The 23,711-nt window shown below is 73.7% G+C and carries 23 protein-coding genes and 1 pseudogene; 10 read left to right on the top strand and 14 right to left on the bottom strand.

The genetic code is table 11. The annotated features are described in order from the left end of the window. Window positions 1-33 precede the first annotated feature (33 nt). Genes ACS3YM_RS06250 through ACS3YM_RS06240 form a run of 3 tightly spaced genes read right to left on the bottom strand, consistent with a single transcriptional unit; the run spans window position 34 to window position 2,435 of the window. Entirely contained in the window at window positions 34-834 is an 801-nt protein-coding gene (locus ACS3YM_RS06250) for a universal stress protein (RefSeq protein ID WP_439939212.1), read from the bottom strand. A gap of 47 nt (window positions 835-881) precedes the next feature. Then, the gene (locus tag ACS3YM_RS06245) at window positions 882-1,520 is read right to left on the bottom strand and encodes a hypothetical protein (RefSeq protein ID WP_439939211.1); all 639 of its coding nucleotides are present in this window, start codon (window positions 1,518-1,520) and stop codon (window positions 882-884) included. 27 nt (window positions 1,521-1,547) lie between these two features. Further along, entirely contained in the window at window positions 1,548-2,435 is an 888-nt protein-coding gene (locus ACS3YM_RS06240) for a universal stress protein (RefSeq protein WP_439939210.1), read from the bottom strand. 106 nt (window positions 2,436-2,541) lie between these two features. Here ACS3YM_RS06240 and ACS3YM_RS06235 point away from each other — a divergent pair, with 106 nt between their 5' ends. The 5 genes from ACS3YM_RS06235 (at window position 2,542) to ACS3YM_RS06215 (ending at window position 10,918) form a co-directional block, all read left to right on the top strand. Beyond that, window positions 2,542-5,262, top strand: a complete 2,721-nt coding sequence (locus tag ACS3YM_RS06235) for a cation-translocating P-type ATPase (protein WP_439939209.1) — start codon at window positions 2,542-2,544, stop codon at window positions 5,260-5,262. Window positions 5,263-5,265: 3 nt separating this feature from the next. Next, complete coding sequence (locus ACS3YM_RS06230; RefSeq protein ID WP_439939208.1) at window positions 5,266-6,132, top strand: magnesium transporter MgtE N-terminal domain-containing protein; 867 nt, start codon at window positions 5,266-5,268, stop codon at window positions 6,130-6,132. A gap of 3 nt (window positions 6,133-6,135) precedes the next feature. Then, a complete protein-coding gene (locus ACS3YM_RS06225) occupies window positions 6,136-7,386 on the top strand; it encodes an NRAMP family divalent metal transporter (protein WP_439939207.1) in 1,251 nt (416 codons plus the stop codon). Window positions 7,387-7,462: 76 nt separating this feature from the next. Further along, the gene (gene ppsA / locus ACS3YM_RS06220; protein WP_439939206.1) at window positions 7,463-9,859 is read left to right on the top strand and encodes a phosphoenolpyruvate synthase; all 2,397 of its coding nucleotides are present in this window, start codon (window positions 7,463-7,465) and stop codon (window positions 9,857-9,859) included. A 36-nt stretch (window positions 9,860-9,895) separates the two neighbouring features. After that, entirely contained in the window at window positions 9,896-10,918 is a 1,023-nt protein-coding gene (locus ACS3YM_RS06215; protein ID WP_439939205.1) for a class I fructose-bisphosphate aldolase, read from the top strand. A 16-nt stretch (window positions 10,919-10,934) separates the two neighbouring features. Here ACS3YM_RS06215 and ACS3YM_RS06210 read toward each other — a convergent pair whose 3' ends face one another. Next, window positions 10,935-11,627 (bottom strand): response regulator, encoded by a 693-nt coding sequence (locus ACS3YM_RS06210; RefSeq protein WP_439939204.1) that lies wholly within the window; start codon window positions 11,625-11,627, stop codon window positions 10,935-10,937. 188 nt (window positions 11,628-11,815) lie between these two features. Here ACS3YM_RS06210 and ACS3YM_RS06205 point away from each other — a divergent pair, with 188 nt between their 5' ends. Beyond that, window positions 11,816-12,043 (top strand): DUF1918 domain-containing protein, encoded by a 228-nt coding sequence (locus tag ACS3YM_RS06205; protein WP_439939203.1) that lies wholly within the window; start codon window positions 11,816-11,818, stop codon window positions 12,041-12,043. Window positions 12,044-12,069: 26 nt separating this feature from the next. On the opposite strand, the gene ACS3YM_RS06200 is transcribed toward ACS3YM_RS06205, so the two are convergent. The 3 genes from ACS3YM_RS06200 to ACS3YM_RS06190 all read right to left on the bottom strand — a co-directional run bounded on the left by ACS3YM_RS06200 (window position 12,070) and on the right by ACS3YM_RS06190 (window position 15,013). Then, window positions 12,070-12,312 carry a hypothetical protein gene (locus ACS3YM_RS06200; protein ID WP_439939202.1) on the bottom strand — a complete coding sequence of 81 codons (243 nt, stop codon included), beginning with the start codon at window positions 12,310-12,312 and terminating at the stop codon, window positions 12,070-12,072. Window positions 12,313-12,550: 238 nt separating this feature from the next. Further along, window positions 12,551-13,231, bottom strand: a complete 681-nt coding sequence (locus ACS3YM_RS06195; protein WP_439939201.1) for a response regulator — start codon at window positions 13,229-13,231, stop codon at window positions 12,551-12,553. Window positions 13,232-13,306: 75 nt separating this feature from the next. Next, entirely contained in the window at window positions 13,307-15,013 is a 1,707-nt protein-coding gene (locus tag ACS3YM_RS06190) for a GAF domain-containing sensor histidine kinase (protein ID WP_439939200.1), read from the bottom strand. Between the two features lie 180 nt (window positions 15,014-15,193). Here ACS3YM_RS06190 and ACS3YM_RS06185 point away from each other — a divergent pair, with 180 nt between their 5' ends. Next, window positions 15,194-16,168 carry an Acg family FMN-binding oxidoreductase gene (locus ACS3YM_RS06185; protein WP_439939199.1) on the top strand — a complete coding sequence of 325 codons (975 nt, stop codon included), beginning with the start codon at window positions 15,194-15,196 and terminating at the stop codon, window positions 16,166-16,168. A 181-nt stretch (window positions 16,169-16,349) separates the two neighbouring features. On the opposite strand, the gene ACS3YM_RS06180 is transcribed toward ACS3YM_RS06185, so the two are convergent. Then, window positions 16,350-16,613: a DUF3253 domain-containing protein gene (locus tag ACS3YM_RS06180; protein WP_439939198.1), complete on the bottom strand. Its 264-nt coding sequence runs from the start codon at window positions 16,611-16,613 to the stop codon at window positions 16,350-16,352. A gap of 79 nt (window positions 16,614-16,692) precedes the next feature. Here ACS3YM_RS06180 and ACS3YM_RS06175 point away from each other — a divergent pair, with 79 nt between their 5' ends. Beyond that, window positions 16,693-17,670: a zinc-binding dehydrogenase gene (locus ACS3YM_RS06175; protein ID WP_439939197.1), complete on the top strand. Its 978-nt coding sequence runs from the start codon at window positions 16,693-16,695 to the stop codon at window positions 17,668-17,670. 12 nt (window positions 17,671-17,682) lie between these two features. Here ACS3YM_RS06175 and ACS3YM_RS06170 read toward each other — a convergent pair whose 3' ends face one another. Both ACS3YM_RS06170 and ACS3YM_RS06165 read right to left on the bottom strand, forming a co-directional pair. After that, window positions 17,683-18,537, bottom strand: a complete 855-nt coding sequence (locus ACS3YM_RS06170; protein ID WP_439939196.1) for a universal stress protein — start codon at window positions 18,535-18,537, stop codon at window positions 17,683-17,685. 85 nt (window positions 18,538-18,622) lie between these two features. Next, window positions 18,623-18,952, bottom strand: a complete 330-nt coding sequence (locus ACS3YM_RS06165) for a putative quinol monooxygenase (protein ID WP_439939195.1) — start codon at window positions 18,950-18,952, stop codon at window positions 18,623-18,625. 72 nt (window positions 18,953-19,024) lie between these two features. Here ACS3YM_RS06165 and ACS3YM_RS06160 point away from each other — a divergent pair, with 72 nt between their 5' ends. Beyond that, a complete protein-coding gene (locus tag ACS3YM_RS06160; RefSeq protein ID WP_439939194.1) occupies window positions 19,025-20,017 on the top strand; it encodes a 5'-3' exonuclease in 993 nt (330 codons plus the stop codon). A gap of 10 nt (window positions 20,018-20,027) precedes the next feature. Here the strand turns inward: ACS3YM_RS06160 and ACS3YM_RS06155 are convergent, their stop codons facing one another. Continuing rightward, the gene (locus tag ACS3YM_RS06155) at window positions 20,028-20,603 is read right to left on the bottom strand and encodes an NADPH-dependent F420 reductase (protein WP_439939193.1); all 576 of its coding nucleotides are present in this window, start codon (window positions 20,601-20,603) and stop codon (window positions 20,028-20,030) included. Between the two features lie 96 nt (window positions 20,604-20,699). Here ACS3YM_RS06155 and ACS3YM_RS06150 point away from each other — a divergent pair, with 96 nt between their 5' ends. Beyond that, complete coding sequence (locus ACS3YM_RS06150) at window positions 20,700-21,179, top strand: MarR family winged helix-turn-helix transcriptional regulator (protein ID WP_439939192.1); 480 nt, start codon at window positions 20,700-20,702, stop codon at window positions 21,177-21,179. Window positions 21,180-21,189: 10 nt separating this feature from the next. On the opposite strand, the gene ACS3YM_RS06145 is transcribed toward ACS3YM_RS06150, so the two are convergent. The 3 genes and pseudogenes from ACS3YM_RS06145 to catA form a co-directional block, all read right to left on the bottom strand. Further along, entirely contained in the window at window positions 21,190-22,233 is a 1,044-nt protein-coding gene (locus ACS3YM_RS06145; protein ID WP_439939191.1) for a maleylacetate reductase, read from the bottom strand. Between the two features lie 4 nt (window positions 22,234-22,237). Then, window positions 22,238-22,702, bottom strand: a pseudogene (locus tag ACS3YM_RS06140) (bifunctional riboflavin kinase/FAD synthetase); the annotation flags it as partial. A gap of 136 nt (window positions 22,703-22,838) precedes the next feature. Continuing rightward, entirely contained in the window at window positions 22,839-23,708 is an 870-nt protein-coding gene (gene catA / locus ACS3YM_RS06135; protein WP_439939190.1) for a catechol 1,2-dioxygenase, read from the bottom strand. Window positions 23,709-23,711: the final 3 nt, after the last annotated feature.

Genomic DNA, 23,711 nt, shown 5'->3' with positions numbered 1-23,711 from the left:
GGACGCGGCCCGCGGCCGTCTGGTTGTCGAGCGTCAGGAGGCGGCGCCTGCCAGCTCGAGGCGGCGTACGGGCGAGACCGGCACGTGGGCGTCCGGCACCACGCGCACGGGGCAGGGAGCGTGCAGCAGGACGGTGCGGGCGGTCAGGCCGAGGTGGGCTGCTGTCGGGACGTCGAGGGAGCGACGCACGACCAGCAGCTCGTCGGCCCCCGCCGACGCCGTCACGAGCGCGTGGGCGGCCTGGTCGTGCACGACGCGCATCTCGACGTCGACCTCCGGCACCCGCTGCTGCCAGGGCGCGAGGAGGTCCTCGAGCTCGTGTCGCGCTCGCTCCTCCCACTCCCGCAGGGCGGCCCGGCCGGAGGCGAGGTCGACGTCGTAGCGGTAGGGGAAGCGGGACGCATGCAGCACCACGAGGCGCCTGCCACGCTGCAGGGCGACCGAGAACGCCTCGGCCATCAGCCCCTGGGAGTGGTGCGGGTGCTTGACCCCGGCCAGGACGACCCCCTCGGCCCGGCCCGGCCGCCAGGTCTCGGGCACCGACACCACGGGCACCGAGCAGCGTGCTGCCACGCCGGTCGAGACGTTGCCGGTCATCAGCCGCAGGGGCAGCTGCCGCCGGTCGCTCCCCACGACGAGGACCGAGCCCTCGTCACCGGCCGCCACCAGGGACTCGACCACGTGGCCGTGCTCGACACGTACGACGTCGACCGCCGTCCCGAGTCGGCGCGCCTCGCGCCTGGCCCAGCGCAGGGCGTCGAGGCTGGCGGCCGAGCCGTCCACGCCCACGACCACGCCCCTCGCCGGAGCGACGCACGGTTCGGTCTTCGACATCATCTCGGCCTTCCGGGCTCTCTCGTGCCGCGCCGGGGCGCGCCTGGTCATCCCCAGCGTCGGGCACGCCTCTCCCGGCGGGCAGGGCCGGACGGACCCCCCGGTCCGGGACCTGGGGCCCGGGACCGGCCGTGCCGGGGCGGGCGCCCGGGCACCGCCGAGACCAGCCAGCTGTCGAAGTGCGCGGGATCGCGGTCCTGCAGCTCGTCGAGCAACCGCCGTCGCTCCTCCACGAGCACCAGCCTCCTCGGCACAGGGGTGCTCGCGCGCCGCACCTCGGCGGTCGTCCACTCCCAGCGGCGCAGCAGCTCACGCGTGCTCAGGCTCTCCGGCGGGCCGCTCGTGCGCCGGGAGGACCGCAGGAGCAGCAGGCGCCCCAGGCCGAGGACGACCGGCGACGTGCAGGCCATGGCCACGCCCACGAGCAGCCCGATCCCGCCCCACAACGCCACGAGGGCGTCCGCCGCCACCGCGGCGAGACCCGACCACACGAAGGCCCGTCGGGTCCACGTGCCGCGGTCCGTGCGGTCCTCGACGAACGCGTAGGTGAGGAGGGCCCCGAAGACGGCCAGTCCCGGCCCGAACACGGCCAGGCGCAGCAGGCCGCCGGTCGCGACGTCGTACACGATCGCGGAGCCCATCACGGTCGCCGTCGAGACGATCCACACGAAGCGGTAGACCTCCACGGTGTCCCTCCCTGTCGGAGCCGGCGGCTAGCCGGGGACCCGGGCGGAGTGACGGGGCGCGGCCTCCGGGCGGCGGGCCTCCATCTCGGGGACGACCGCCACTGTGGCGTGCGACCGCTCGACGACGGCCGTGGCGAGCGAGCCGGTGAGCACCCGGGACAGCGACGTCAGGGGGTGGCGTCCCACGACGACCATGTCCCACCCGTCGTGCCGCGGGCTGAGGGCCTGGTCGGCGAAGCCGTGCTCCAGGGTGAGGGTGACGTCGACGCCGGGGTATTCCTCGGCGAGCCCGGCCACCGACTCCGCGAGACCGGCGCGCAGCTCGTCGAGCTCGGCGCCGTCCGCCGGGAGGCCGCGGGCCACCCTGTACTGGGCCACGGCGGCGGCGGCGTCGAAGAAGGAGTGGAGCACCGTGAGGGGCAGCCCGCGCAGGTAGGCCTGGCGGTAGGCGAACTCGATCACCGGCAGCGACTCGGGCGTGCCGTCAGCCCCCACGACCACTCCGGTCCGCGTCGGGCGTTCGTCCGGGGGGCGGCAGACGACGACCGGGCAGGCCGCCTCGGCACTCACCGCGGCGCTCACCGAGCCGAGCAGCACCGACGTGAACGCCCCGCGGCCCCGTGACCCGAGCACGAGCAGGTGGGCGTGCCTCGAGGCGTCGATCAGCACCTCGCGGGGGTCGCCCGCCGCCAGCGCGCTCCGGACGATCAGCTCGGGGTGCCACGAGCGCGCCGACGCCTCGGCCGGGTCGAGCGCTCCGGCGGCGGTCTCGCCCACGGCGACGACCACGAGGCGGCGGTGCTCCAGCGCGGCCTGGTCGGCGGCCCAGCGCAGCGCCCGCTCGGCGTGGTCCGACCCGTCGACGGCGATGACCACCGTTCCTCGCACGAGGTCCGGATCCAGTCTCCTGAGCATGTCACCAGTCTTGTGGCCCCGGAGGACGCCTGGCACGGGCCAAGGGCCCGGGTGCTCGGGACGATGGTCCCTGCTCGTCGACCCCGCCAGGGGCTCACATGGAGAGATGGACCAGCTGCCTCAGGAGCACCTCGTCGAGGTCCCTGCGCGCATCGACCCGGAGGAGGCGCTCGACCGGCTGCTGCGCGACCTCCGCAGCCGTCGCGACGGGCTCACCGGCCGCGAGGCCGCACGACGGTTGGTCAGCGAGGGCCCCAACCTGCTCGTCGTACGCCGTGGGCGCAGCTGGGTGTGGGAGCTCGGGCGGCAGCTCGTCCATCCGCTGGCCCTCCTGCTGTGGCTCGCGGCAGCGCTGGCGCAGGTGTCCGGCACCACGCCGCTGATGATCGCGATCGTGGTCGTGATCTGGGTGAACGCCCTCTTCGCCTTCGTGCAGGAGCGGCACGCCGAGCGGGCGGTGGAGGCGTTGTCGGCCTACCTCCCGCAGCAGGCGCGGGTGCTGCGCGACGGCCGCCCGCAGCAGGTCGACGCCACCGAGGTCGTGCCGGGTGACGTGCTGCTCGTCGCGGAGGGCGACCGCGTCTGTGCGGACGCCCGCCTCCTCGGCGGGGTCGTCGAGATGGACCTGTCCGCGCTGACCGGCGAGTCGCTCCCCGTGCTGCGGTCGATGCTCGCGGGACCCACTACCGAGCCGCTGCTCCAGGCCAGCGACCTCCTCTTCAGCGGGACGGTGTGCACCGGCGGCGAGTGCACGGCCGTGGTGCACGCGACCGGGATGCGCACCGAGCTGGGTCGCATCGCCTCGCTCTCGCAGCGGGTCGAGCCCGAGCCGAGCCCGCTGGAGCGCCAGGTCACGCGGGTCGCCCGGCTGATCGCCTTCGTCGCGGTGGGCACCGGACTGGCGTTCATCCCGCTGGGCACCCTCGCCGCGGGGCTGTCCCTCACCGACACGATGAGCTTCGCGATCGGCCTCCTCGTGGCCAACGTGCCCGAGGGACTGCTGCCCACGATCACCCTCGCGCTCGCCGTCGGCGTGCGGCTGCTCGCCCGGCAGGGGGCGCTGGTCAAGCGGATCTCGGCAGTGGAGACGCTCGGCTCGACCGAGGTGATCTGCACCGACAAGACCGGCACCCTGACGCTCAACCGGATGCGGGCCGTACGTGTCTGGGCGGACGGCGTCGTCCTCGCCCTCGACGACGACGACGTCCCCGTCGCGGTGCCACCCCCGTCGCCCTCGTCGCCCTGGCTGCGGCTCGCCGCGGCCGCGGTCGCGTGCAACAACGCTGCCATCGGGCCGGACGGTGAGACCGGCGACCCCACCGAGCTCGCCCTCCTGCACCTGGCCACCCGTCTCGGCTCGCCGCTGCCGGATGGTCATGACACCCGCGTCCTGCAGTTCCACTTCGACCCCGCCCTGCGCCGGATGACCACCGTCGACCGCGTCGGGGACGGCGCTGACGCCCCGCTGGTCGTGAGCACCAAGGGGGCGCCGGAGGACGTGCTCCCCCGGTGCTCCCTCGACGTGGCCGAGCGGTCGAGGCTCGAGCGGCTCGTCGCGGACTGGGCCGACGAGGGGCTCCGCGTGCTGGCCGTCGCCGCGCGCCACCTGGCCCCGGGCAACGCGGCCGGGCTGGTCCGCGACGAGGTGGAGCGTGACCTCACCCTGCTCGGCATCGTCGGCATGCTCGACCCGCCCCGGCCCGAGGTCGCGGCGGCCGTGGCGCGCTGCCAGTCCGCCGGCATCCGGCTGATGATGGTCACCGGCGACCACGCGCTGACGGCCCGGAGGATCGCCGAACGAGTGGGCATCGGCCGCGGTGGGCTGCGGGTGGTCAACGGCGCCGAGCTCGACGCGATGCCCGAGGACCAGCTCGACGCGATCCTGGCCGGCGGCGAGGAGGTGGTGTTCGCCCGCAGCTCCCCCGAGGCGAAGATGCGGATCGCGCACGCCCTGCAGGACATGGGGCTCGTGGTGGCGATGACCGGGGACGGGGTCAACGACGCGCCCGCCCTCCGCCGCGCCGACATCGGCGTCGCCATGGGCCGGTCGGGGACCGACGTGGCCCGCGAGGCCGCGACGATGGTGCTGACCGACGACAACTTCGCCACCATCGTCAGCGCGGTGCAGGCCGGTCGCCAGGTCTACGACAACGTGCGCAAGTTCATCGTCTACATCTTCGCGCACGCGACGCCCGAGGTCGTGCCGTTCCTCCTCTACGCGCTGTCGGGCGGCGCGATCCCCCTTCCCCTGACCGTGATGCAGATCCTCGCGATCGACCTCGGCACCGAGACGCTGCCGGCGCTCGCGCTCGGCCGGGAGCCGCCCGAGCCGGACCTGATGGACCGCCCGCCGCGCCGCCGGGGCGCGCGGGTGATCGACGGCCCGATGCTGGCCCGGTCGTGGGGGCTGCTCGGCGGGGTCTCCGCAGTCCTCGTGACCGCGTTGTTCCTGCTCACGCTGGTCGAGGGCGGATGGACGCCGGGCGCCGCCGTCGACTCCGGGCCGCTGCACGAGGTCTGGCGCCAGGCGACGACCATGACCTTCCTCGCGATCGTCAGCTGTCAGGTCGGGACCGCGATGGCCGCAAGGACCGAGCGGTCCTCCTTGGCCCGGGTCGGCGTGCTGGCCAACCCGCTGCTCCTCTGGGGCATCGCCTTCGAGGTGGCGTTCGCGGCGGCGGTGGTGACCGTGCCGGTGCTCCAGAGCGCGTTCGGCACCAGCGTCCCGGAGAGCTGGGCGCTGCTCGCGCTCCTCCCGCTGCCCGTCGTCGTCTGGGGAGCGGACGAGGCGTGGCGCTGGCGCAGGCGTCGGGCCGAAGCGGGCTGAGCCGTGGACCACCCGGGCACCCTGCTCTCGCACGAGATCGGTCGACGCGTCACGGCGTACGACGGCCGCGCACTGGGCCGCGTGGTCGACATGACCGTCGCGCTGGGCCCCGACCGCGCGCCCGTCCGGCGGCTGCTCGTGGAGGCCGGTCGGGCGAGCGGCTACCTCGTGCCTGCGCGGGACCTGGAGCGGGTGGCGGACGGCCAGGACGGGTGGGTGGTGCGGGTCGGCGTCGACGTCGCCGCTCTTCGCACCGAAACCCGCCGCCCGCCCCTCGAGGCGGACGAGGTGCTGCTCGCCCGTGACGTGATGGACACGCAGGTCGTCGACCTGCTCGGGCACCACCTGTCACGGGTCTCCGACGTGCTGCTGGAACACACGCGCGAGGGCGACGGGGACGGGCACCTCGAGGTGGTCGCCGTCGACCTGGGCACCGCCGGGCTGCTCCGCCGCCTCGGCCTCGGTCCACTGGCCGGCCGGTCGGTGGTCGCGGTGGAGTGGCGGCACCTCCACCTCACCTCGACCCGCGGCCACGCGGTCCAGCTGACGACGGACCAGGCCGGCTTCCGCAGGCTCGACCCGCACGGGCTCGCCGAGCTGCTCACCAGGCTGAGCGCTTCCCGGGCGAGGGACGTCCTCCGGGCGGTCGACCCGGCCCACGCGGCCGCGGCCATCCACCACAGCCACCCGCACGCCGGGCGCCGCCTCGTGCACGCGCTGAGCAGCGACGAGCGCGCGCGGCTCGTGGCGCACGCGAGCGACGAGCACGCTCGCACGATCACGAGCCTGGGGCGATCCACCTCCCCCGCGGACCACCGGCGCTACCGGCGCACCGCGGGCTGGCGGCTGCACCGACCTCCGGAGGGGTGAGCCGTGGCGACCCTCGACGACCGCCCCCGGACCGCGCGACGTGCTCGCCTGGCCACCCTCGTCGCGGTGGTCGGCCCCGGCCTGCTCGCCGGGTTGTCCGACGACGACCCGGCCGGCATCACGACGTACTCCGTGCTGGGCGCCGACTACGGCTACCAGCTGCTGTGGGTGCTGCTCCTGTCGACGATCGCCCTGGTGCTCTTCCACGACCTCGCCGCGCGGATGGGTGTCGCGACCGGCCAGGGGCTGCTCGGCCTGGTCCGGGACCGCTACGGCGTCCGGACCGGCGGCCTCGCCCTCGTCGTGCTGGTGGCGGCCAACCTCGGCACGGCGTGCGCCGAGCTCGCCGGGGTGGCCGCCGGCTTCGAGCTGTTCGGGGTCTCGCGCTACGTCTCGGTGCCGATCGCGGTGGTCCTCGTGTCGGTCCTCGTCCTCCGCGGGCGCTTCCACCGCGTGGAGCACCTCCTCATGGCGCTCGCGGCCGTCTTCCTGGCGTACGTCGCGGCCGGCCTCGTCGTCGGCCCGGACTGGGGCCGGGCGACCCGCGGGCTGCTGCTGCCCACCGCGCCGCTGGACCGGGACGCGCTGCTGGTGGTGGTGGCGACGGTGGGCACCACGCTGGCGCCGTGGGGCCTGAGCTTCATCCAGTCCTACGCGGTGGACAAGAAGCTGACGCCGGAGGACCTCCCCTACGAGCGGGCCGACGTGGTGACCGGGTCGGTCCTCACCGGCGTCATCGGCTTCTTCGTGGTCGTCACCTGTGCCGAGACCCTCCACGCCGAAGGGGTCGGCATCGCGTCGGCGGCCGACGCCGCCCGGGCCCTGGAGCCGCTGGCCGGGCGGTTCGCCGGGCTCCTCTTCGGCGTCGGCCTCATCGGGGCCGCCTTCCTGGCAGCCGCGGTCCTGCCGCTGTCGACGGCCTACTCGGTCTGCGAGTTCACCGGGCACGAGGGCGCGCTCGACGACGGGTTCCGGCGTGCGCCCCTCTTCTACTCGACCTTCGTGCTCGTCGCCGGCGCGGCCGCCGTCGGGGTGCTCCTGCCCGGCGTGCCGCTGGTGCCGCTCCTGGTGCTGACCCAGGTCCTCAACGCGGTGCTGCTGGTGCCGCTCCTCGTCCTCATGTACCTCCTCTCCCGCGACGACGACGTCATGGGCGGGCACGCAGCGCCCCGCGCAGCCGGAGCCGTCTACCTCGCCACCATCGGGTTCATCACCCTCTGCGTGACGGCCCTGCTCGTCCTCGGTCTCACCTGACCTCGGGTCCCAGGTCCCGGAGCGTCGGGACCGACGGCCGTGTCCGGCGTCGGAGCCACGGGCAGATGCTCGCGGCATGGACACTTCGCCGTTCGTGCTCGACCTCGCCGAGATCACCCTGGCCGACGTCCCCCTCGTGGGCGGCAAGAACGCCTCGCTGGGTGAGCTGCACCGCCACCTCACCTCCGCCGGGGTCCGCGTCCCCCACGGGTTCGCCGTGACCGCCGCGGCCTACCGCTACGCGCTCGAGGAGGCCGGGGCGTGGCCGGCTCTCGAGGCGGCCCTCGCGGGGCTGGACCCGGACGACGTGGACGACCTGGAGGCCCGGGCGGCGCGTGCGCGCCAGGTCGTGCTGGACGCGGGGGTGCCGCCGCGCCTGCGCGACGAGATCGCGCCGGCGCTCGACCGGCTGCGCCGCACGTACGGCCCGGGCCTCACCCTCGCCGTACGCAGCAGCGCCACCGCCGAGGACCTCCCCGAGGCCAGCTTCGCGGGCCAGCACGCCAGCTTCCTCGACGTCCACGAGGACGACCTCCTCTCCTCGGTGAGCCAGTGCTTCGCCAGCCTCTTCACCGCCCGCGGCGTGCACTACCGGCACCGGCACGGCTACGACCACCTGTCCGTCGGCCTCTCGGTCGGCGTGATGAAGATGGTGCGCGCGGACCTCGCCAGCTCCGGCGTGATGTTCACGATCGACACCGAGACGGCGCACCCCGACGTCGTCCTCATCAGCGCCTCGTGGGGCCTGGGCGAGAACGTCGTGCAGGGCGCCGTCGAGCCCGACGAGTTCTACGTCCACAAGCCCACCTACCGGAAGGGGCACCGGGCCGTCCTCCAGCGGCGGCTGGGCGAGAAGGCCGTGCGCATGGTGACCGGCACGCCGGGCCCGCACAACGTCGCCACGCCCGAGGAGGACCGTCGCCGCTTCTGCCTCGACGACCGCGAGGTGCTCGAGCTGGCCGGGGCCGCCATCGCCATCGAGGACCACTACGGCCGCCCCATGGACATCGAGTGGGCCAAGGACGGCGTGGACGGCCTGACCTACATCGTCCAGGCGCGCCCGGAGACGGCCTCGACCCGCGGGGCGGCGACCTTGGAGCGCTACGTCGTCGAGGAGCACGGGCTGGTCCTGGCCACCGGCCGCGCGGTCGGCGACCGCGTGGCCACGGGACGCGTCCGCGTGGTGCGCAGCACGACGGAGCTCGCGTCGTTCCGCCCGGGCGAGGTGCTGGTGGCCGAGACCACCACCCCCGACTGGGAGCCGGTGCTCGGGCAGGCCGCCGCGGTGGTGACCGAGCGCGGCGGGCGCACCTGCCACGCGGCCATCGTGGCTCGGGAGCTCGGGCTGCCGGCCGTGGTGGGGACGGGCGACGCGACCACCGCGCTGGTGGACGGCGCCGAGGTGAGCGTGTCCTGCGCCGAGGGCGACACCGGGCACGTCTACGAGGGCGCCGCGACCGTGCACGTCGACCGTCTCGACCTCTCCGACCTCCCGCGCCCCCGGACGGGGATCATGGTCAACCTCGGCAACCCCGCGCTGGCCCTGCGGACCTCGATGCTGCCCAACGACGGGGTCGGGCTGGCGCGGATCGAGTTCGTCATCAGCGAGGTCATCAAGGCCCACCCGCTCGCCCTGCTGCACCCCGAACGGGTGTCCGACGACGAGGAGCGCGCCGCGATCACCTCGCTGATCGGTCCCGCGCAGGACGGCGCGGCCCACTTCGTGGGGCGGCTGGCCGAGGGCGTCGGCATGATCGCCGCCGCCTTCCACCCCCGCCCGGTCGTCGTACGGATGTCGGACTTCAAGACCAACGAGTACGCCGGGCTCCTCGGCGGGTCGTGGTTCGAGCCGCACGAGGACAACCCGATGATCGGCTTCCGCGGCGCCTCCCGCTACGCCCACCCGGCCTACGAGGAGGGCTTCGCGCTCGAGTGCGCGGCGATGCGCCGCGTCCGCGAGGACATGGGCCTCACCAACGTCGTGCTCATGCTGCCCTTCGTACGCCGCCTCGCCGAGGCCGACCTCGTGCTCGAGCGGATGGCCCAGCTCGGGCTCGTGCGCGGGCAGGACGGGCTGCAGGTCTACGCCATGTGCGAGATCCCCAACAACGTGGTGCTGGTCGACGAGTTCGCCCAGCGCTTCGACGGCTTCTCGATCGGGTCCAACGACCTGACCCAGCTCACCCTGGGCGTCGACCGCGACAGCGAGCTCGTGGCCTTCGACTACGACGAGCGGGACCCGGGCGTCATGAAGATGATCCGCCTCGCGGTCGAGGGGTGTCGCCGCAACGGCATCCACTCGGGATTCTGCGGACAGGCGCCGTCCGACTACCCCGAGATGGCGGAGTTCCTCGTCGAGCTCGGCATCGAGTCGATGAGCCTCAACCCCGACAGCGTGCTGCGCACGACGCGCATCGTGCTGGACGCCGAGAGCCGCCTGCTCGCCGCGACGGGCACCGACGCCGGCAGGTAGACCAGCCGGCACCACCCGACAGCAGAGGAGGACCCCATGTCGTTGCACGCCACCGCCATCGCCCTGGTCGAGGCCGGGAAGGGGGTCCTGGCCGCCGACGAGAGCACCCCGACCATGGCCAAGCGCCTGGCGCGGGTGGGCCTGGAGTCCACCGAGGACGTCAGGCGCGACTACCGCGAGCTGCTCCTCGCGACACCCGGCCTCGCCGAGCACGTCAGCGGCGTGATCCTGTTCGACGAGACGATCCGCCAGCACCACGCGTCGGGCGTCCCCTTCGCCCAGGCGCTGCGGGAGGCCGGGATCATCCCCGGCATCAAGGTCGACCGGGGCACCACGCCGCTCCCCCGCTTCCCCGACGAGGTGGTCACCCAGGGCCTCGACGGGCTCTCCGAGCGGTTCGCTGAGTACGTCGCGCTGGGGGCGTCGTTCGCCAAGTGGCGCGCGGTCATCCGCATCGGTCCCGACCGGCCGACCGCCGGGTGCGTCGACGCCAACGCCCACGCCCTCGCCCGCTACGCGGCGGCCGCCCAGGAGACCGGCCTGGTGCCCATCGTGGAGCCGGAGGTGCTGATGGACGGGACCCACTCGATGGAGCGGTGCGCCGAGGTCACGCGCCAGGTGCTGCGGGCGGTCTACGACCAGCTCGCCCGGCAGCGGGTGGACCTGGCCGGCACCCTCCTCAAGCCCAACATGGTGCTGCCCGGCTCGGAGTCGGGACAGCAGGTGGGTGACGGGGACATCGCCCTGGCCACGGTCGGCGTGCTGCGCGACACCGTCCCCGCCTCCGTCCCCGGCATCGTGTTCCTGTCCGGGGGTCAGTCGCCCCAGGAGGCGACCGCACGCCTCGATGCGCTCAACCGGTGCGCGCCGCAGCCCTGGCAGCTCAGCTTCTCCTTCGGCAGGGCCCTGCAGGCACCGGTCCTCGACGCCTGGGCCGGGCGTCCCGAGAACCGGACCGCGGCCCAGGCCGCGCTGCTCGGCCGCGCGAGGATGAACGGCCTGGCCCGGAGGGGCGCGTGGAGCGCCGACCTGGAGCCGACGCTGCTGGACGCGCGCTGAGGTCCACCAGCGAGCCTCACCGGTCGTCGTCGGGGCTCGGCGGGCGCGGTCGCCGCGCCGCCAGCACCGCGGCCTGGGTGCGGCTCTCCACGCCGAGCTTGCCGAGCAGGGTGGAGACGTAGTTCTTGACCGTCTTCTCCGCCAGGTTCAGGCGCTCGGCGATCTGACGGTTGGTCAGGCCCTCACCCACGAGGTCGAGGATCTGCTCCTCCTTGGGGCTCAGGTGCTTGGTGAGCGGGTCCTTGTGCGGGCCGCTGCGCAGGCGCGCCAGCACCCGGTCGGTGACGGCCGGGTCGAGCATCGACTGACCGGCGGCCACGCGCCGGACCGCGGTGACCAGGTCCGCGCCGTGCACCTGCTTGAGCACGTAGCCCGCCGCTCCCGCCATGATCGCGGCGAACAGCGCGTCGTCGTCGTCGTACGACGTCAGGATCAGGGCCGCGATGCCGGGATCGACGGACCGGACGTGGCGGCACACCTCGATGCCCGACCCGTCGGAGAGCCGGCTGTCGAGCAGGGCGACCTGCGGGCGCAGCGCCGGGATCCGGGCGGCCGCCTCGCTGGCGCTGCTGCTCTCGCCGATCACCTTGATGTCGCCCTCGCTCTCGAGGAGGGCGCGGACCCCGCGACGCACGACCTCGTGGTCGTCCAGCAGGAACACCGTGATCGGGTCGTTCCCGGGAGCCGCGTGTGGATCCACCTCCCACATACCTCGACGGTACGCCTGTTCGGGCCCGTTGACCCGGGTCGTCCCTCCCCCGCTGCCCGGGGCGTACGACCCTGCTGCGGGATCAGCCGCGGACCGTCTGGACCGAGAGGGGACCAACGGCACTGGCAGCGCGGGCTGCCCGCGAAACAGGCTTGTCAGTGGACGGCTGCCGACTCCGAGGAGGTCCGATGAAGAGCGCTCGCGGCAACGACGGGGTCCTCCGCGCCTCGGTGGGCGACCGGCTGCTCGTGCGCAGCCTGCACGGCCCAGCGCGCGACGGCGAGATCCTCGACGTCAGGAACCCGGACGGCACCCCGCCCTACTGGGTCCGCTGGTCCGACAACGGGCACGAGGCGCTCGTCTACCCCGGGTCCGACGCGTCGGTGCAGCACTTCCCGCAGGACTTCGGGCCCTGACCTGTCCGGCCGGTCCGGGCGACCGCTCAGGCGGCTCGCCGCGGCCGCGGCACGCGCGGTCCCGGGAGGCGCTGCGCGAGCACCTCGCGGGTGATGCGCTCGGCCTCGGCCACCACGTCGTTGGGCCGGCACCGGGCCAGGAGGGCTGCGCGCACGGACTTGGAGAAGCAGCGGAGCACGGAGCCGGGCGGCAGGTCGGGCCGCTCCTCGACCAGCCTGTCGGCGGCCTCCCGCAAGGACTGGTTCGTCAGCCTCGCCGACTGGGTCATCTGATCCCCCTCCTGTGGTCGCGATGACGTCGATGACCGGGAGCCCCGTCAATCACCCCCCGGTGCACGACACTCCAGGCACGGCGTACGGCTGGACACGTCACCTTCGACGGGGCACCCGGGTGTCCCCCGTGATGCGTGTCCCATGTCACCCGACCCCGACGCGCTCGACAACTGACCAAAGTCCCGGACTTTTCGGGACCCGTGTCACGCTCCCCGCCCGGACGGGGGAACGGGGCTAGGCCCCGGAGTGTCGCGCGGCGAAGACCGCCGCCTGGGTGCGGCTGGTGAAGCCGAGCTTCGCGAGCATCGAGGACACGTAGTTCTTGACCGTCTTCTCCGACAGGACCATGCGCCGGGCGATCTCACGGTTGGTGAGGCCCTCGCCGACGAGGTCGAGGATGCGTTTCTGCTGCGGGGTGAGCGCCTGGAGCTCGTCGTGCTCCTCGGGACACCTGCGGATCCGCTCCAGCACCAGGGCCGTCATGGCCGGGTCGAGCATCGACTGGCCCGACGCCACGCGTCGGACGCTGTCGACGAGGTCGTTGCCGCGGACCTGCTTGAGCAGGTAGCCCGAGGCGCCGGCCACGACGGCGGCGAGCAGCGCGTTGTCGTCGTCGTACGACGTCAGGATCAGGGCCTTGATGCCGGGGTCGACCGATCGGACGTCGCGGCACACGTCGATCCCGGACCCGTCGGGCAGGCGCCCGTCGAGGATCGCGACGTCGGGACGCAGGTCGGGCAGGACGCGTGCCGCCTCCCGGGCCGAGCCCGACTCCCCGACGACGACGATGTCCCCGCCCCGCTCGAGCAGCTCGGTGATCCCCCGCCGGACGATCTCGTGGTCGTCGAGGACGAAGACGCGGATGCGCCGCGGCTCCTCGACGCTGACAGCCGGGTCGACCGGTTCGACGCTCACGTGCCCAGTCTGGGCCTCGCAGGCGCCGCGGGGTGCGGTCGTAGGTCCGACCCCATGGGGGACCTTTGTCCCGGGTCAGTCGAGGTGAGCACGCCACACGAGCGTGGTGCCGACCCCGCTCTCCGACTCCACGACGAGGTCCCCGCCGTGCTTCTTCGCCCGCGCGCGCATGTTGTCGAGCCCGCTCTCGACCACGTCCGCGTCCATCCCCCGGCCGTCGTCGGAGACGCGCACCTCGACCGAGTCTGCGTCCACCGTGACCTCGACCTCGACGCGCGAGGCGTCGGCGTGGCGGCTCACGTTGGTCAGCGCCTCGCTCAGCACAGCCACGAGGTCCGGTGCGAGCTGGGGAGCGACGGCGGTGCGGACCGGGCCCTCGATCAGGAGCTGGGGGCGGAGCTTCATGGTGGCGCCCACCCGGTCGACCAGGCCCTCGATCTGGCTCTGCACGTCGGACGCGGTGTCCATGGAGCCCAGCGCGAAGATGGTGCGCCGGATGTCCTTGATCGTGCCGTCGATCTCGTCGATGGCCTGCTCCAGGCGCGCGTTGAGATCCCCCTCCGGCGCCAGGTTCGACGCGCTCTGCAGCGACAGTCCGACGCCGAAGAGCCGCTGGATGACGAGGTCGTGCAGGTCGCGGCCGATGCGGTCGCGGTCCTCGTAGAGGGTCAGCCGCTGGCGCTCGTCGCGGCTGCGGGCCACCTGCACGGCCAGCGCCGCGTGCTCGGCGAAGCTGGCCGGGAGGGCGGGGTCGAGCCGGAGGTAGCCGTCGGAGTGCTCCGGCGTCCACGCGAGGGACAGCGCCCCCTCCACTCCCTTGCCGGACCGCAGGGGCAGCACCACGACGGGTCCCAGCCGGGGCCACCCCTCGAGGGTCGACGGGTCGACCGCGCGGGGGTCGCTCGCCAGGTCGTCGACGGAGATCGCCTCACCCGTGCTCACCACGATGCTCGCCAGGGAGTGCTCCATCGGCAGCGCGCGCATCGCCTGCAGGTCGTGGGGGGCACCCGAGACCACCTCGAGGTGCAGGTGCTGCGGGTCGGACCCGGTCACCACCCAGGACACGTCGGCTCCGGACACCGATCGGGCTCGGTCCGCCACGACCTGGAGGGCCGGCTTGACGGAGGTGTCGTCCACCAGCAGCGCCGCGATCTCGGCCGCCGCCGCGAGCCACGCCTGGCGTTGGTCAGAGCCCTCGCGGCGGTTGACGTTCTCGATGGCCACCCCGGCAGCGTCGGCCAGTGCCACCACCAGGGCTTCGTCGGTCTCGGTGAAGTCCTGGCCGTCGCCCTTGTCGGTCAGGAACATGCTGCCGAGGACCCGGTCGTGGACGCGGATCGGCACGCCGAGGAACGACGTCATCGGCGGGTGGTGCAAGGGGAAGCCGTACGACGAGGGGTGCGCGGCGACGTCGGGCAGCCGCAGGGGACGCGGGTCCTCGAGGAGCAGGCCGAGGAGGCCCTTGCCCGAGGGGAGGTCACCGATGCGCGTGGCGATCTCGTCGCCCATGCCGAGGTGGACGAACGTGCGGAGTCGACGCTCGGGGCCGTCGGCCAGCACCCCCAGCGCGCCGTACCTCGCGCCGACGAGGCAGCTGGCAGCCGAGAGGATCCGGGCCAGGACCCCGTCGAGGGACAGGTCCCAGGCCTCACCGACGACCGCCTCGAGGAGGTGCCGTTGCCGGGCCGGCTCGTCGCGGACCCCGTGCACCCGGAAGAGCACCTCGCGCAGCAGCCGGTCGAATTCGACCTCGCCGAGGACGTGCGCGGGCCCCCGTGTCACCTCGTCCTCCGCGCCCTCCACCAGTCCTCCCCGTGATGCCGTGCTCCACGTTAGTTCCTGCCGCGTCCCTGTGGAAGACCGGTGAGCCGGGCCCGAGGGGGTCGGGACCAACGGCCCTGTGCCGCTCCACCCGCCCGGACGCACGCTCGACCTGACGTCGACCAGCACGGAGGAGCAGTCGTGACCACCACCCGCGTCGTACCCGTCCCGGCCCTCCGGCTCATCGTCGCCGGCGCGCTTCGGGCACCGAGCGTGCACAACACCCAGCCGTGGCGGTGGCGCGCCACCTCGCGCACCCTGGAGCTCCACGCGGACCGCTCGCGGGGGCTGCCGGCCACCGACCCCGAGGGCCGCAACCTCGTCATCAGCTGCGGCGCGGCCCTGCACCACGCGCAGGTGGTCGCCGGCGCGCTGGGCTGGGCGACGCGCGTCGACCGGCACCCCGACCCGGACGACCCGGACCTGCTCGCCCGCCTCGAGCTGTCGCCCGCCCCGCCCACGCGAGAGGGTGCCGACGTGCTCGCCGCGGTGGAGCTGAGGTGCACCGATCGCCGGCGCTTCACCTCCTGGCCGGTGCCCGACGAGCGCCTCGACCACCTGGCCGCCGTGGCGAACCAGTGGGGCGCGCGGGCCACGGCGCTCTCCGACGTGACCGAGCGCTTCCTCGCCGAGCGCCTGGTGCACCGCGCGGGCGTGATCCAGCGCGACAACCGCGCCGCCGTCCTCGAGCAGGAGGCGTGGCTCGGGCGGGGCGCCGTCGACGGCATCCCGGTGGCCGCGCTGGAGGACTCGGGGGTCGTCGCCGACGCGTACGCCCACCGGTTCGAGACCGCGCCGGGACACCTCGACGACGACGTGCACGGGTCCGACGGCCTCGTGGTCCTCTTCGACTCCCGCGACGACCCCACGAGCTGGCTGACGGCCGGCGAGGGCCTGAGCGCCCTGTGGCTCGCCGCGACCCAGGGCGGCCTGTCGGTCGTCCCGCTCTCCCAGGTCATCGAGGTGGCCCAGACCCGCGCGGCCTTCCGGGCGGAGGTGCTCGGTGGTCTCGCCGAGCCTCTGGTCCTGGCGCGCGTCGGCTGGCAGGCGATGAACCGGACGCCGCTCGCGCGCACTCCGCGACGTCCTCTCGACGAGGTCCTCACGCTCGGCTGACCCGATCCCCGTGGGTGCGGACCGACGGTGGTCCAGACCGGTTCACCCTTTTCCGGCGGACCCGTAACACCTGTGGCCGGGTCGGCGCTGAGGGTGCAAGGACAGCGGCGCGCCCTCCCCCCGTGGGTTGCGCCGCTGTCCCTTTCCCCTGCTCCGGTGCCGGCGCTGCGGCGGTCGGCTGTCAGCGCCGCCGGATGCGGATGGGCCCCTTGGCGGTGGCGAGGTCGACCACGTGACCACCCTGGGTGATCTCCACCTCCCCGCGCGCCACGAGCCGCTGGGCTGCGGCGCGCGCCGGATCCATCAGCTCGCGCCACGAGTCGTCGTCGCCCACCTCGCGCGCGGCGTCGGACGGGCAGATCGTCGCGGAGGCGGCACGGCGAGCGAGCAGGTCGAGGATCGCGGCCTCGAGCAGGTCGTCGACGCGTTGTGACCTCCCGCTCATGTGGCAAGTCTGCGGCATAGGTCGCGACCTCGGCGGGTTGGAGGATGGGAACACACGTACATCGACGGAAGGCAGTCCCATGCGCGCACTCGTCCAGCCCCGGTTCGGCGACCCGGCCGAGGTCCTCTCGGTGCAGGAGGTCCCCGACCCGGAGCCCGGCCCCGGCCAGGTCCTGGTGCGCGTCCTGCTCTCCCCCATCCACAACCACGACCTGTGGACCGCCCGCGGCAGCTACGGCTTCAAGCCGGAGATGCCGGCCCGTGCCGGCACCGAGGCCGTCGGTGTCGTCGAGGCGCTCGGCGCGGGCGTCGACACCCTCCAGGTGGGCCAGCGCGTCGCGACCGGCGGCAGCTTCGGCGCCTGGGCGGAGCTCATCGTCGCTCCGGCCGCCGGGCTGGTCCCGGTGCCCGAGGGGATGAGCGACGAGGCCGCCGCCCAGCTGGTCTCGATGCCGTTCAGCGCCATCGCCCTGCTCGACTTCCTCGAGGTCTCCGAGGGCGACTGGATCGTGCAGAACGCCGCCAACGGCGCCGTCGGCCGCCTCCTCTCCCAGCTCGCCGAGGCGCGCGGGGTGCACGTGCTCGGCCTCGTCCGCCGCGCCGAGGGCGTCGACGAGCTGCGCGAGCAGGGCATCGAGCAGGTCGTGGCCACCGACGACGACGGGTGGCGCGACCGGGTGCGCGAGGTCGTGGGCGACGCGCCGATCGTCGCGGGCGTGGACTCCGTCGGCGGCAGTGCCGCCGGCGACGTGGTCTCGCTGCTGGCCGAGGACGGCGTCCTCGTGGTCTTCGGTGCGATGGCCTCCCCCACCCTGGAGATCGGGTCGGGCGACGTGATCTTCAAGCAGGTCGTGATCAAGGGCTTCTGGGGCAGCAAGGTCTTCGGCGCCATGTCGCGCGAGAAGCGCGGCGCGCTCATGGGCGAGCTGGTCGCCGGCATCTCGTCCGGCGCCCTGACCCTGCCCGTGGAGCAGGTCTACGCCCTCGAGGACATCGCCGACGCCGCCCGTGCCAACCAGGCGCCCGGACGGCGCGGCAAAGTCCTGCTGCGCCCCTGACCGGGCGAGGGGTCAGCGCACCACGGCCACCGGGCAGGTGGCGCGGGAGAGCACGGCTTGGCTGACCGAGCCGAGCAGCATTCCGCTGAAGAAGCCGAGCCCGCGCGAGCCGACGACCAGCAGCGAGGCGCTCGCCGAGGCGTCCACCAGGCACTGGTCGGGCGCCACGGCCACGACCTCCTGCTCGAGGCGTACGTCGGGGTGGTCGACGCGGACGCCCGCGATGCTCTCGGCCAGCAGCAGCTCGCGCTCGTCGGAGTCCACGCTGCGCGCCTCCGCGTTCCACACGTCGGTCGACGGGGCCCTGACCTTCCAGCCGTGGAGGGCGACGACGGTCTCCCCCGTCGTCTCGGCCCGCCTGCAGGCGTACTCGAGCGCGCCGAGGCTGGTGCGGGAGCCGTCGATGCCCACCACGACGCGCGTGGCGTCGGGGTCGCGCGGCTCGCGGACGACGACGACCGGGCAGGTCGCGTGGCGCGCCAGGTGCTGGCTCGCCGAGCCGACGAACGCCTCGCCGGCGCGACCGTGGCCACGACTCCCCACCACCAGGACGGACGCGGACGCGGCCGCACGGAGCAGCTCGTCGACCGCGTGGCCGCTGCGCTGCTCGGTGGTCGTGGCGGTGATCCCCGCGTCGGCCAGCGCCTTCGCCGCCTCCTCGAGGATCCCCGAGCTGTCCTGGGTGTAGCTCTCGGCGTAGACGTAGATGCCGCCGACACCGCCCCAGGTGGGCGGCAGGACCTCGTTGACGGCGAGGACGTGGACGGGCGCGTGGGTGCGGTGCGCCTCGGCGGCTGCCCAGTCCAGCGCGAGCCGGGCGTCGGAGGAGCCGTCATAGGCCAGCAGGATGGGAAGTGTCGTCGTCATGCTCCCAATCTCGCCCCGGGGCCCGGCCCGGGTCAGGGGCGTAGGTCCCCCGGGATCCGGGACGAGGGTCCCTGCCGTTCTCGTCTCAGGGTCGGTCGACCGCCATCTCGCCCAGCTCGGACCAGTCGTCCTGGTCGACCGACTGGCTGACGATCTTCGGGGTCGAGGCGAGGTAGGCCGGCAGCTCGGCCTGCGCGGCCTTGAAGTGCGCCGAGCCGACGTGCGCCGCGCCGGCGTCCCCGTCACGGAACGCCTCGACCAGGACGTACTCGGTGGGGTCGTCGAGGCTGCGCGACCAGTCGAACCACAGGCAGCCGTCCTCTGCGCGGGTGGCCTCGGTGAAGGCGCGCGAGATCTCGGGCCACTCCTCGGCGTGCTCGGGACGGACGGCGAACTTGGCGGTGATGAAGATCAAGACGTCTCCTCGGTGGTCGTGTGCGGCTGCGACCGACCCTACGAGGAGGCCCTAGGCTGGCGCCCGATCACCATGAGCCACGACACCCCCACCCGCCGGCTGCTGCTCGTCGTCGACGCCCCGTCGCTGCTGCACCGCAACCACCACGCGCGGGCGCACACCGGGCTCCGCGACCGGGCGGGCCGGCCGATCTGGGCGCTGCACGGGATGCTGCGCCAGATCCTCGAGTCGATCGACTCCTTCGCCCCGGACGCCATTGTGTTCGGCCTCGACGACCGCACCGGGTCGGTGCGCCGCGACGCCTACCCCGACTACAAGGCCGGTCGCGCGGAGAAGGACCCCGAGCTGGTCGACCAGCTCGACCGTGCCGGCGCGCTGCTCGACGCACTGGGCCTGGCGACCCTGACGCCGCCCGGGCTCGAGGCCGACGACGTCAACGCCTCGGGCGCGACGTGGGCCACCGCCAACGGCTGGAACTGCGTGATCATCACGTCGGACCGCGACGCCTTCGCCCACATCAGCCACCACACCCAGGTGCTGCGACTCATCGACGGCGGGATCCACGGCTCCCCCATGCTCAACCCGGCCCGTCTCTTCAACATGTACGGCGTCCGCCCGGCCAACTACCTGGCCTTCGCGGCGCTGCGCGGCGACACGAGCGACAACCTCCCCGGTGTCCAGGGGATCGGGGAGAAGACCGCCGCGATCCTGCTCGACGTCGCGGGCTCGATGGACGCCGCGTGGTCCGACGTCGACCACAACGGGGGCCGGGCGCTCACCGAGGCGCTGGACGACTGGGCGGCGGAGACGGGCGGCCGCCGCCTCGGCGCGACCGTCGTACGCAGGCTGTCCGCTGAGGGTGCCCGCGAGCGCTACGACTTCAACGTGCAGATGATGTCGGGCCGCGACGACCTCGACCTCGGCCTGACGCCCGACGTGCCGGGGTCCCGCGGGCTGCTGCCGCTGGACCTGGACCGGGTGACGAAGGTCGTCGGCTTCCTCGACAACGACTTCACCACGGACCTGGCCGTGCGGGTGCTCACGGGACGCCCGGCGTCGGGCTGAGGCGACTGCGTCAGGCGACGACGCCGAAGCCGCCGGTCCAGGAGACCTTCTCGTTGGCGGCGAGGCTGATCTGCAGGAAGCCGAGGGCCTCCATCTCGCGGGCGCGCTTGAGGGCGCCGGCGTCGATGGCCTTGAGGCCACCCGAGGCCACCACGCCGGCCAGCGTGGACTTGGCGTCCGCGTCGTCACCGGCGATCAGGACGGTGGTGGTCAGGTCGCCCACCTCGCCCGCCGCGAGGGTGCCCGCGAAGGTCGTGTTGAACGCCTTGACCACGCGCGAGCCGGGGAGCTGGGCGGCGATCTCGGCGGCGGCCGAGCTGTCCGAGGGGACGGTGAGCTCGTCGAAGGTCTCGAAGTTCAGCGGGTTGGTGATGTCGACGACGATCTTGCCCTCGAGCTGGTCGGCGCGCTGCTCGAGCACGGAGCCGACGGCCGGGTAGGGCACCGCGAGGACGACGATGTCGCCGGTGGCCGGGGTGTCGAGGTCGTTCTCGCCGAGCAGCTGGACGGTGTGGCCGCCCCGGCCTGCGACGGCCGCGATGGCCTGGCCCATGTTGCCGGTGCCGATGATCGAGAGGTGGGACATGTGGTGCTCCTTGGAGTGAGAGGTTTTGGTTGTTGCTTCAAGTAACACCGTAGACCTCTTTAGTTGTTCATTCAAGTGTTTTGCTAGGATGTGCGCATGGACACACGATGGCTCGACGACGACGAGCAGAAGGCCTTCCTCGGCCTGGTCGCCGTGGCGGAGCTCCTGCCCGGAGCCCTCGACGCGCAGCTGCGCCGCGACTCCGGCCTCACGCACTTCGAGTACCTCGTCCTCGCCATGCTCTCCGAGGCCCCCGAGCGCACGCTGCGGATGACGTCGCTCGCGCAGCGCACCAACGCGACGCTGCCGCGGCTCTCCCACGTCGTACGACGCCTCGAGGAGCGCGGCCTGGTCGAGCGGTTCCCCTGCCCCGAGGACGGGCGTGCCACCAACGCCCGGCTCACCTCCGCGGGCTGGGACGCGATCGTCGCCGCCGCTCCCGGCCACGTCGACACGGTGCGGCGCCTCGCACTGGACCCGCTCACACCGACGCAGGTGGCACAGCTGCGTCGCATCAGCGACGCGCTGCTCGAGGTCCTCGACCCCGACGGGCACCTGACCCGGCGTTCGGGCTGACCGTCGGCGCTCAGGCGCCCCAGGCCGCGCGCAGGAGGTCCAGCAGGACCGAGCGGCTCACCGTGGCCGGGTTGGACGGGGGCACCGCAGGCAGGATCGCGGCCGCCGCCTCGGCGAGCTGGGCCTCGCGCAGGCCCAGCTCCCTCAGGCTGCGCGGTGCGTCCAGCCGGTGGTAGAGATCCGCCAGGCCCGCGACCGCGCTCGACGCACCGAGCGCCGCGGCCAGTCGCCGCTCCGCCTCCGGCGCGTGCGGGGCGTTGAGCGCGAGCACGTGGGGCAGCACCACGGCGTGGGTCGCGGCGTGCGGGAGGTCGTAGCGGCCGCCGAGGACGTGACAGATCTTGTGGTGCAACCCCGAGCCCGAGGACGCGAAGGCGACCGAGGCGAGGTAGGTGCCGTAGAACACCTGTTCCCGAGCGGTCGCGTCCCGGGGCGCGTCGACGACGGCCGGCAGGGCGGTGGCCAGGGCACGGGCTCCCTCGCCGGCGAGGGCGGCGTTGATCGGGTCGGCCCGCGGCGCCCACAGCCCGTCGACGGCGTGGGCCAGCGCGTTGAGCCCGCTGGTGACGGAGAGGGAGACCGGCAGGTCGACGGTCAGGTCGGCGTCGTAGACCACCGAGCGCGGCAGGACGCGGGCGTCGATGCCGGTCGTCTTGGCGCCCTCGCGGGTGAGGCCCCAGACGTCGGTGGCCTCGGAGCCGGCGTACGTCGTGGGCACCGCCAGCACCGGCAGCCCGCTGGTCAGGGCGACGGCCTTGGCGAGGCCCGTCGCGGAGCCACCGCCGACGCAGACCAGGCCGTCGACGTCGTGCTCGGCCGCGACGGCTCGGGCGGCGTCGGCGACCTCGACCGGCACGTGCTCCCGTACGCCGTCGTGCAGCACCGCGACGCCGATGCCGGACGTGACAGCGCGGGCGAGCTCGGCGCCCCGCGGGGATGCGATCACCATCGCGCGGCGGATGCCGAGCAGCTCGGCCTCCTCGGTGACGGCCGCGGCAGCCTCTCCGGTCGCGAACCGCACCCGCTGCGGCAGCGTCTCGTGGGTGAAGCGCACGTGCTCAGCCTGCCATCGCCTCGATGCGCGGGTCGCTGCGGCCCAGCACGTCGAGGGCGGCCTCGACGTCGCCGGCCGCCAGCGCGCGGCGTACCTCCGTGGACGAGCACGTGCGCTCACCGTGGCGGACCAGGTCCACCCCGCTGACCTCGAAGCCGAGGTGGCGGCCCGCCTCGGCCAGGAGGGCGACGTCGCCCTCTCCCCCGCGACCGCAGCGGAAGTTGTCACCCACGACCAGCGAGCGCACGCCGAGCCGGCCGACCAGGCCGTGCTCGACGAAGTGCGCGGCGGGCTGTGCGGCGAGCTCGCGGGTGAACGGCAGGACGACGACGCCGTCGACGCCGAGGGCCAGCGCCTGCTCGACGCGGTCCTCGAGGGAGAGCAGCTGCAGGGGCGCCCGCTCGGGGGCGAGCACCACCAACGGGTGCGGCTCGAAGGTGACGAGCACGGTCGGGACACCGAGCCGCCGGCCCTCGTCGAGCGCGGCCTAGACCAGGGCGACGTGCCCGCGGTGGAAGCCGTCGAAGACCCCGACCGTGGTCACCGACGCCTCGATCTCGCCGAGTGCCGGCCAGTCGTGCCAGACCCGTTGGTGGTGGCTCATCTCAGGCCCTCAGCGGCTCGAGCTCGAAGTCGTACGTGCTGCGGCGGGTGCCGGTGCCGTCGTCCTGCGGGTCGAGCACGAGCTCCGGCTTGGTCGCCTCGGCGACGTCGGAGTCGAGGTACTCCCCACCGGCGAAGTAGAGCTGCGTGGTGATCGGCCGGTGTCCCTCGGCGCGCACCTGGATGTGGAGGTGCGCCGGGCGCCACGGGTGCCAGCCGGCGGCCTCGATCAGCTGGCCGGTCGGTCCGTCGTGCGGGATCTGGTACGGCGCCGGCTGGATGGTGTGGATCTCGAACCGGCCCTCCTCGTCCGTCACGACCACGCCGCGCAGGTTGCCGTCCGGCACGTGCGGGGCGAAGCCCGAGTAGTAGCCGTCGGAGTCGGCGTGCCAGATGTCGACCTCGGAGCCGCCGAGCGGCGTTCCGTCGGTGTCACGCACCTGGCCCTCGAGGACGAGTGGCGTGCCCTTCTCGTCGTCGCGCCTCGGGAGCTCACACGTCGAGGACAGCTTGGTCTGGCCGGGGAGGAAGTAGGGGCCGAGGATCGAGCCCTTGGTGCCGGTCTGCGACTTCGCGACCTGCTCCTCGACGGCGTGCTCGACGAACACGTCCATGAAGAGCGGCCACTCGCCGCCCTCGCCGACCTCCATCAGCCACGCCTTGGCGGCCTGGAACTCGGGGTAGGTGACGTCGTGCTCGGCGATCGCGCCGTGGACGCCCTTGAGGATCGAGGTGACGATCGCGGCGACCCGCTCGGGCGGCGTGTCGGCCACGTCGCGGGTGGCGGCGCTCGCCTTGAAGCTCGCGCTGGCGTTGGCGCCCGAGCCGGCGGCCGTGGGAGACGCGGTCTGGGGTTCCTGGGTGGCAGTCATCTT

It is taken from the genome of Nocardioides sp. N13(2025), assembly GCF_051912545.1.
Lineage (GTDB): Bacteria > Actinomycetota > Actinomycetes > Propionibacteriales > Nocardioidaceae > Nocardioides.
This window is presented reverse-complemented; position numbering and strand designations above follow the sequence as displayed.

Excerpts from the sequence above, each read along its gene's own strand:
- ACS3YM_RS06250 (WP_439939212.1), bottom strand. The coding sequence starts at position 834 with ATGTCGAAGACCGAACCGTGCGTCGCTCCGGCGAGGGGCGTGGTCGTG.
- ACS3YM_RS06240 (WP_439939210.1), bottom strand. The coding sequence starts at position 2,435 with ATGCTCAGGAGACTGGATCCGGACCTCGTGCGAGGAACGGTGGTCATC.
- ACS3YM_RS06235 (WP_439939209.1), top strand. The coding sequence starts at position 2,542 with ATGGACCAGCTGCCTCAGGAGCACCTCGTCGAGGTCCCTGCGCGCATC.
- ppsA (WP_439939206.1), top strand. The coding sequence starts at position 7,463 with ATGGACACTTCGCCGTTCGTGCTCGACCTCGCCGAGATCACCCTGGCC.
- ACS3YM_RS06215 (WP_439939205.1), top strand. The coding sequence starts at position 9,896 with ATGTCGTTGCACGCCACCGCCATCGCCCTGGTCGAGGCCGGGAAGGGG.
- ACS3YM_RS06210 (WP_439939204.1), bottom strand. The coding sequence starts at position 11,627 with ATGTGGGAGGTGGATCCACACGCGGCTCCCGGGAACGACCCGATCACG.
- ACS3YM_RS06205 (WP_439939203.1), top strand. The coding sequence starts at position 11,816 with ATGAAGAGCGCTCGCGGCAACGACGGGGTCCTCCGCGCCTCGGTGGGC.
- ACS3YM_RS06200 (WP_439939202.1), bottom strand. The coding sequence starts at position 12,312 with ATGACCCAGTCGGCGAGGCTGACGAACCAGTCCTTGCGGGAGGCCGCC.
- ACS3YM_RS06180 (WP_439939198.1), bottom strand. The coding sequence starts at position 16,613 with ATGAGCGGGAGGTCACAACGCGTCGACGACCTGCTCGAGGCCGCGATC.
- ACS3YM_RS06175 (WP_439939197.1), top strand. The coding sequence starts at position 16,693 with ATGCGCGCACTCGTCCAGCCCCGGTTCGGCGACCCGGCCGAGGTCCTC.
- ACS3YM_RS06170 (WP_439939196.1), bottom strand. The coding sequence starts at position 18,537 with ATGACGACGACACTTCCCATCCTGCTGGCCTATGACGGCTCCTCCGAC.
- ACS3YM_RS06160 (WP_439939194.1), top strand. The coding sequence starts at position 19,025 with ATGAGCCACGACACCCCCACCCGCCGGCTGCTGCTCGTCGTCGACGCC.
- ACS3YM_RS06155 (WP_439939193.1), bottom strand. The coding sequence starts at position 20,603 with ATGTCCCACCTCTCGATCATCGGCACCGGCAACATGGGCCAGGCCATC.
- ACS3YM_RS06150 (WP_439939192.1), top strand. The coding sequence starts at position 20,700 with ATGGACACACGATGGCTCGACGACGACGAGCAGAAGGCCTTCCTCGGC.
- catA (WP_439939190.1), bottom strand. The coding sequence starts at position 23,708 with ATGACTGCCACCCAGGAACCCCAGACCGCGTCTCCCACGGCCGCCGGC.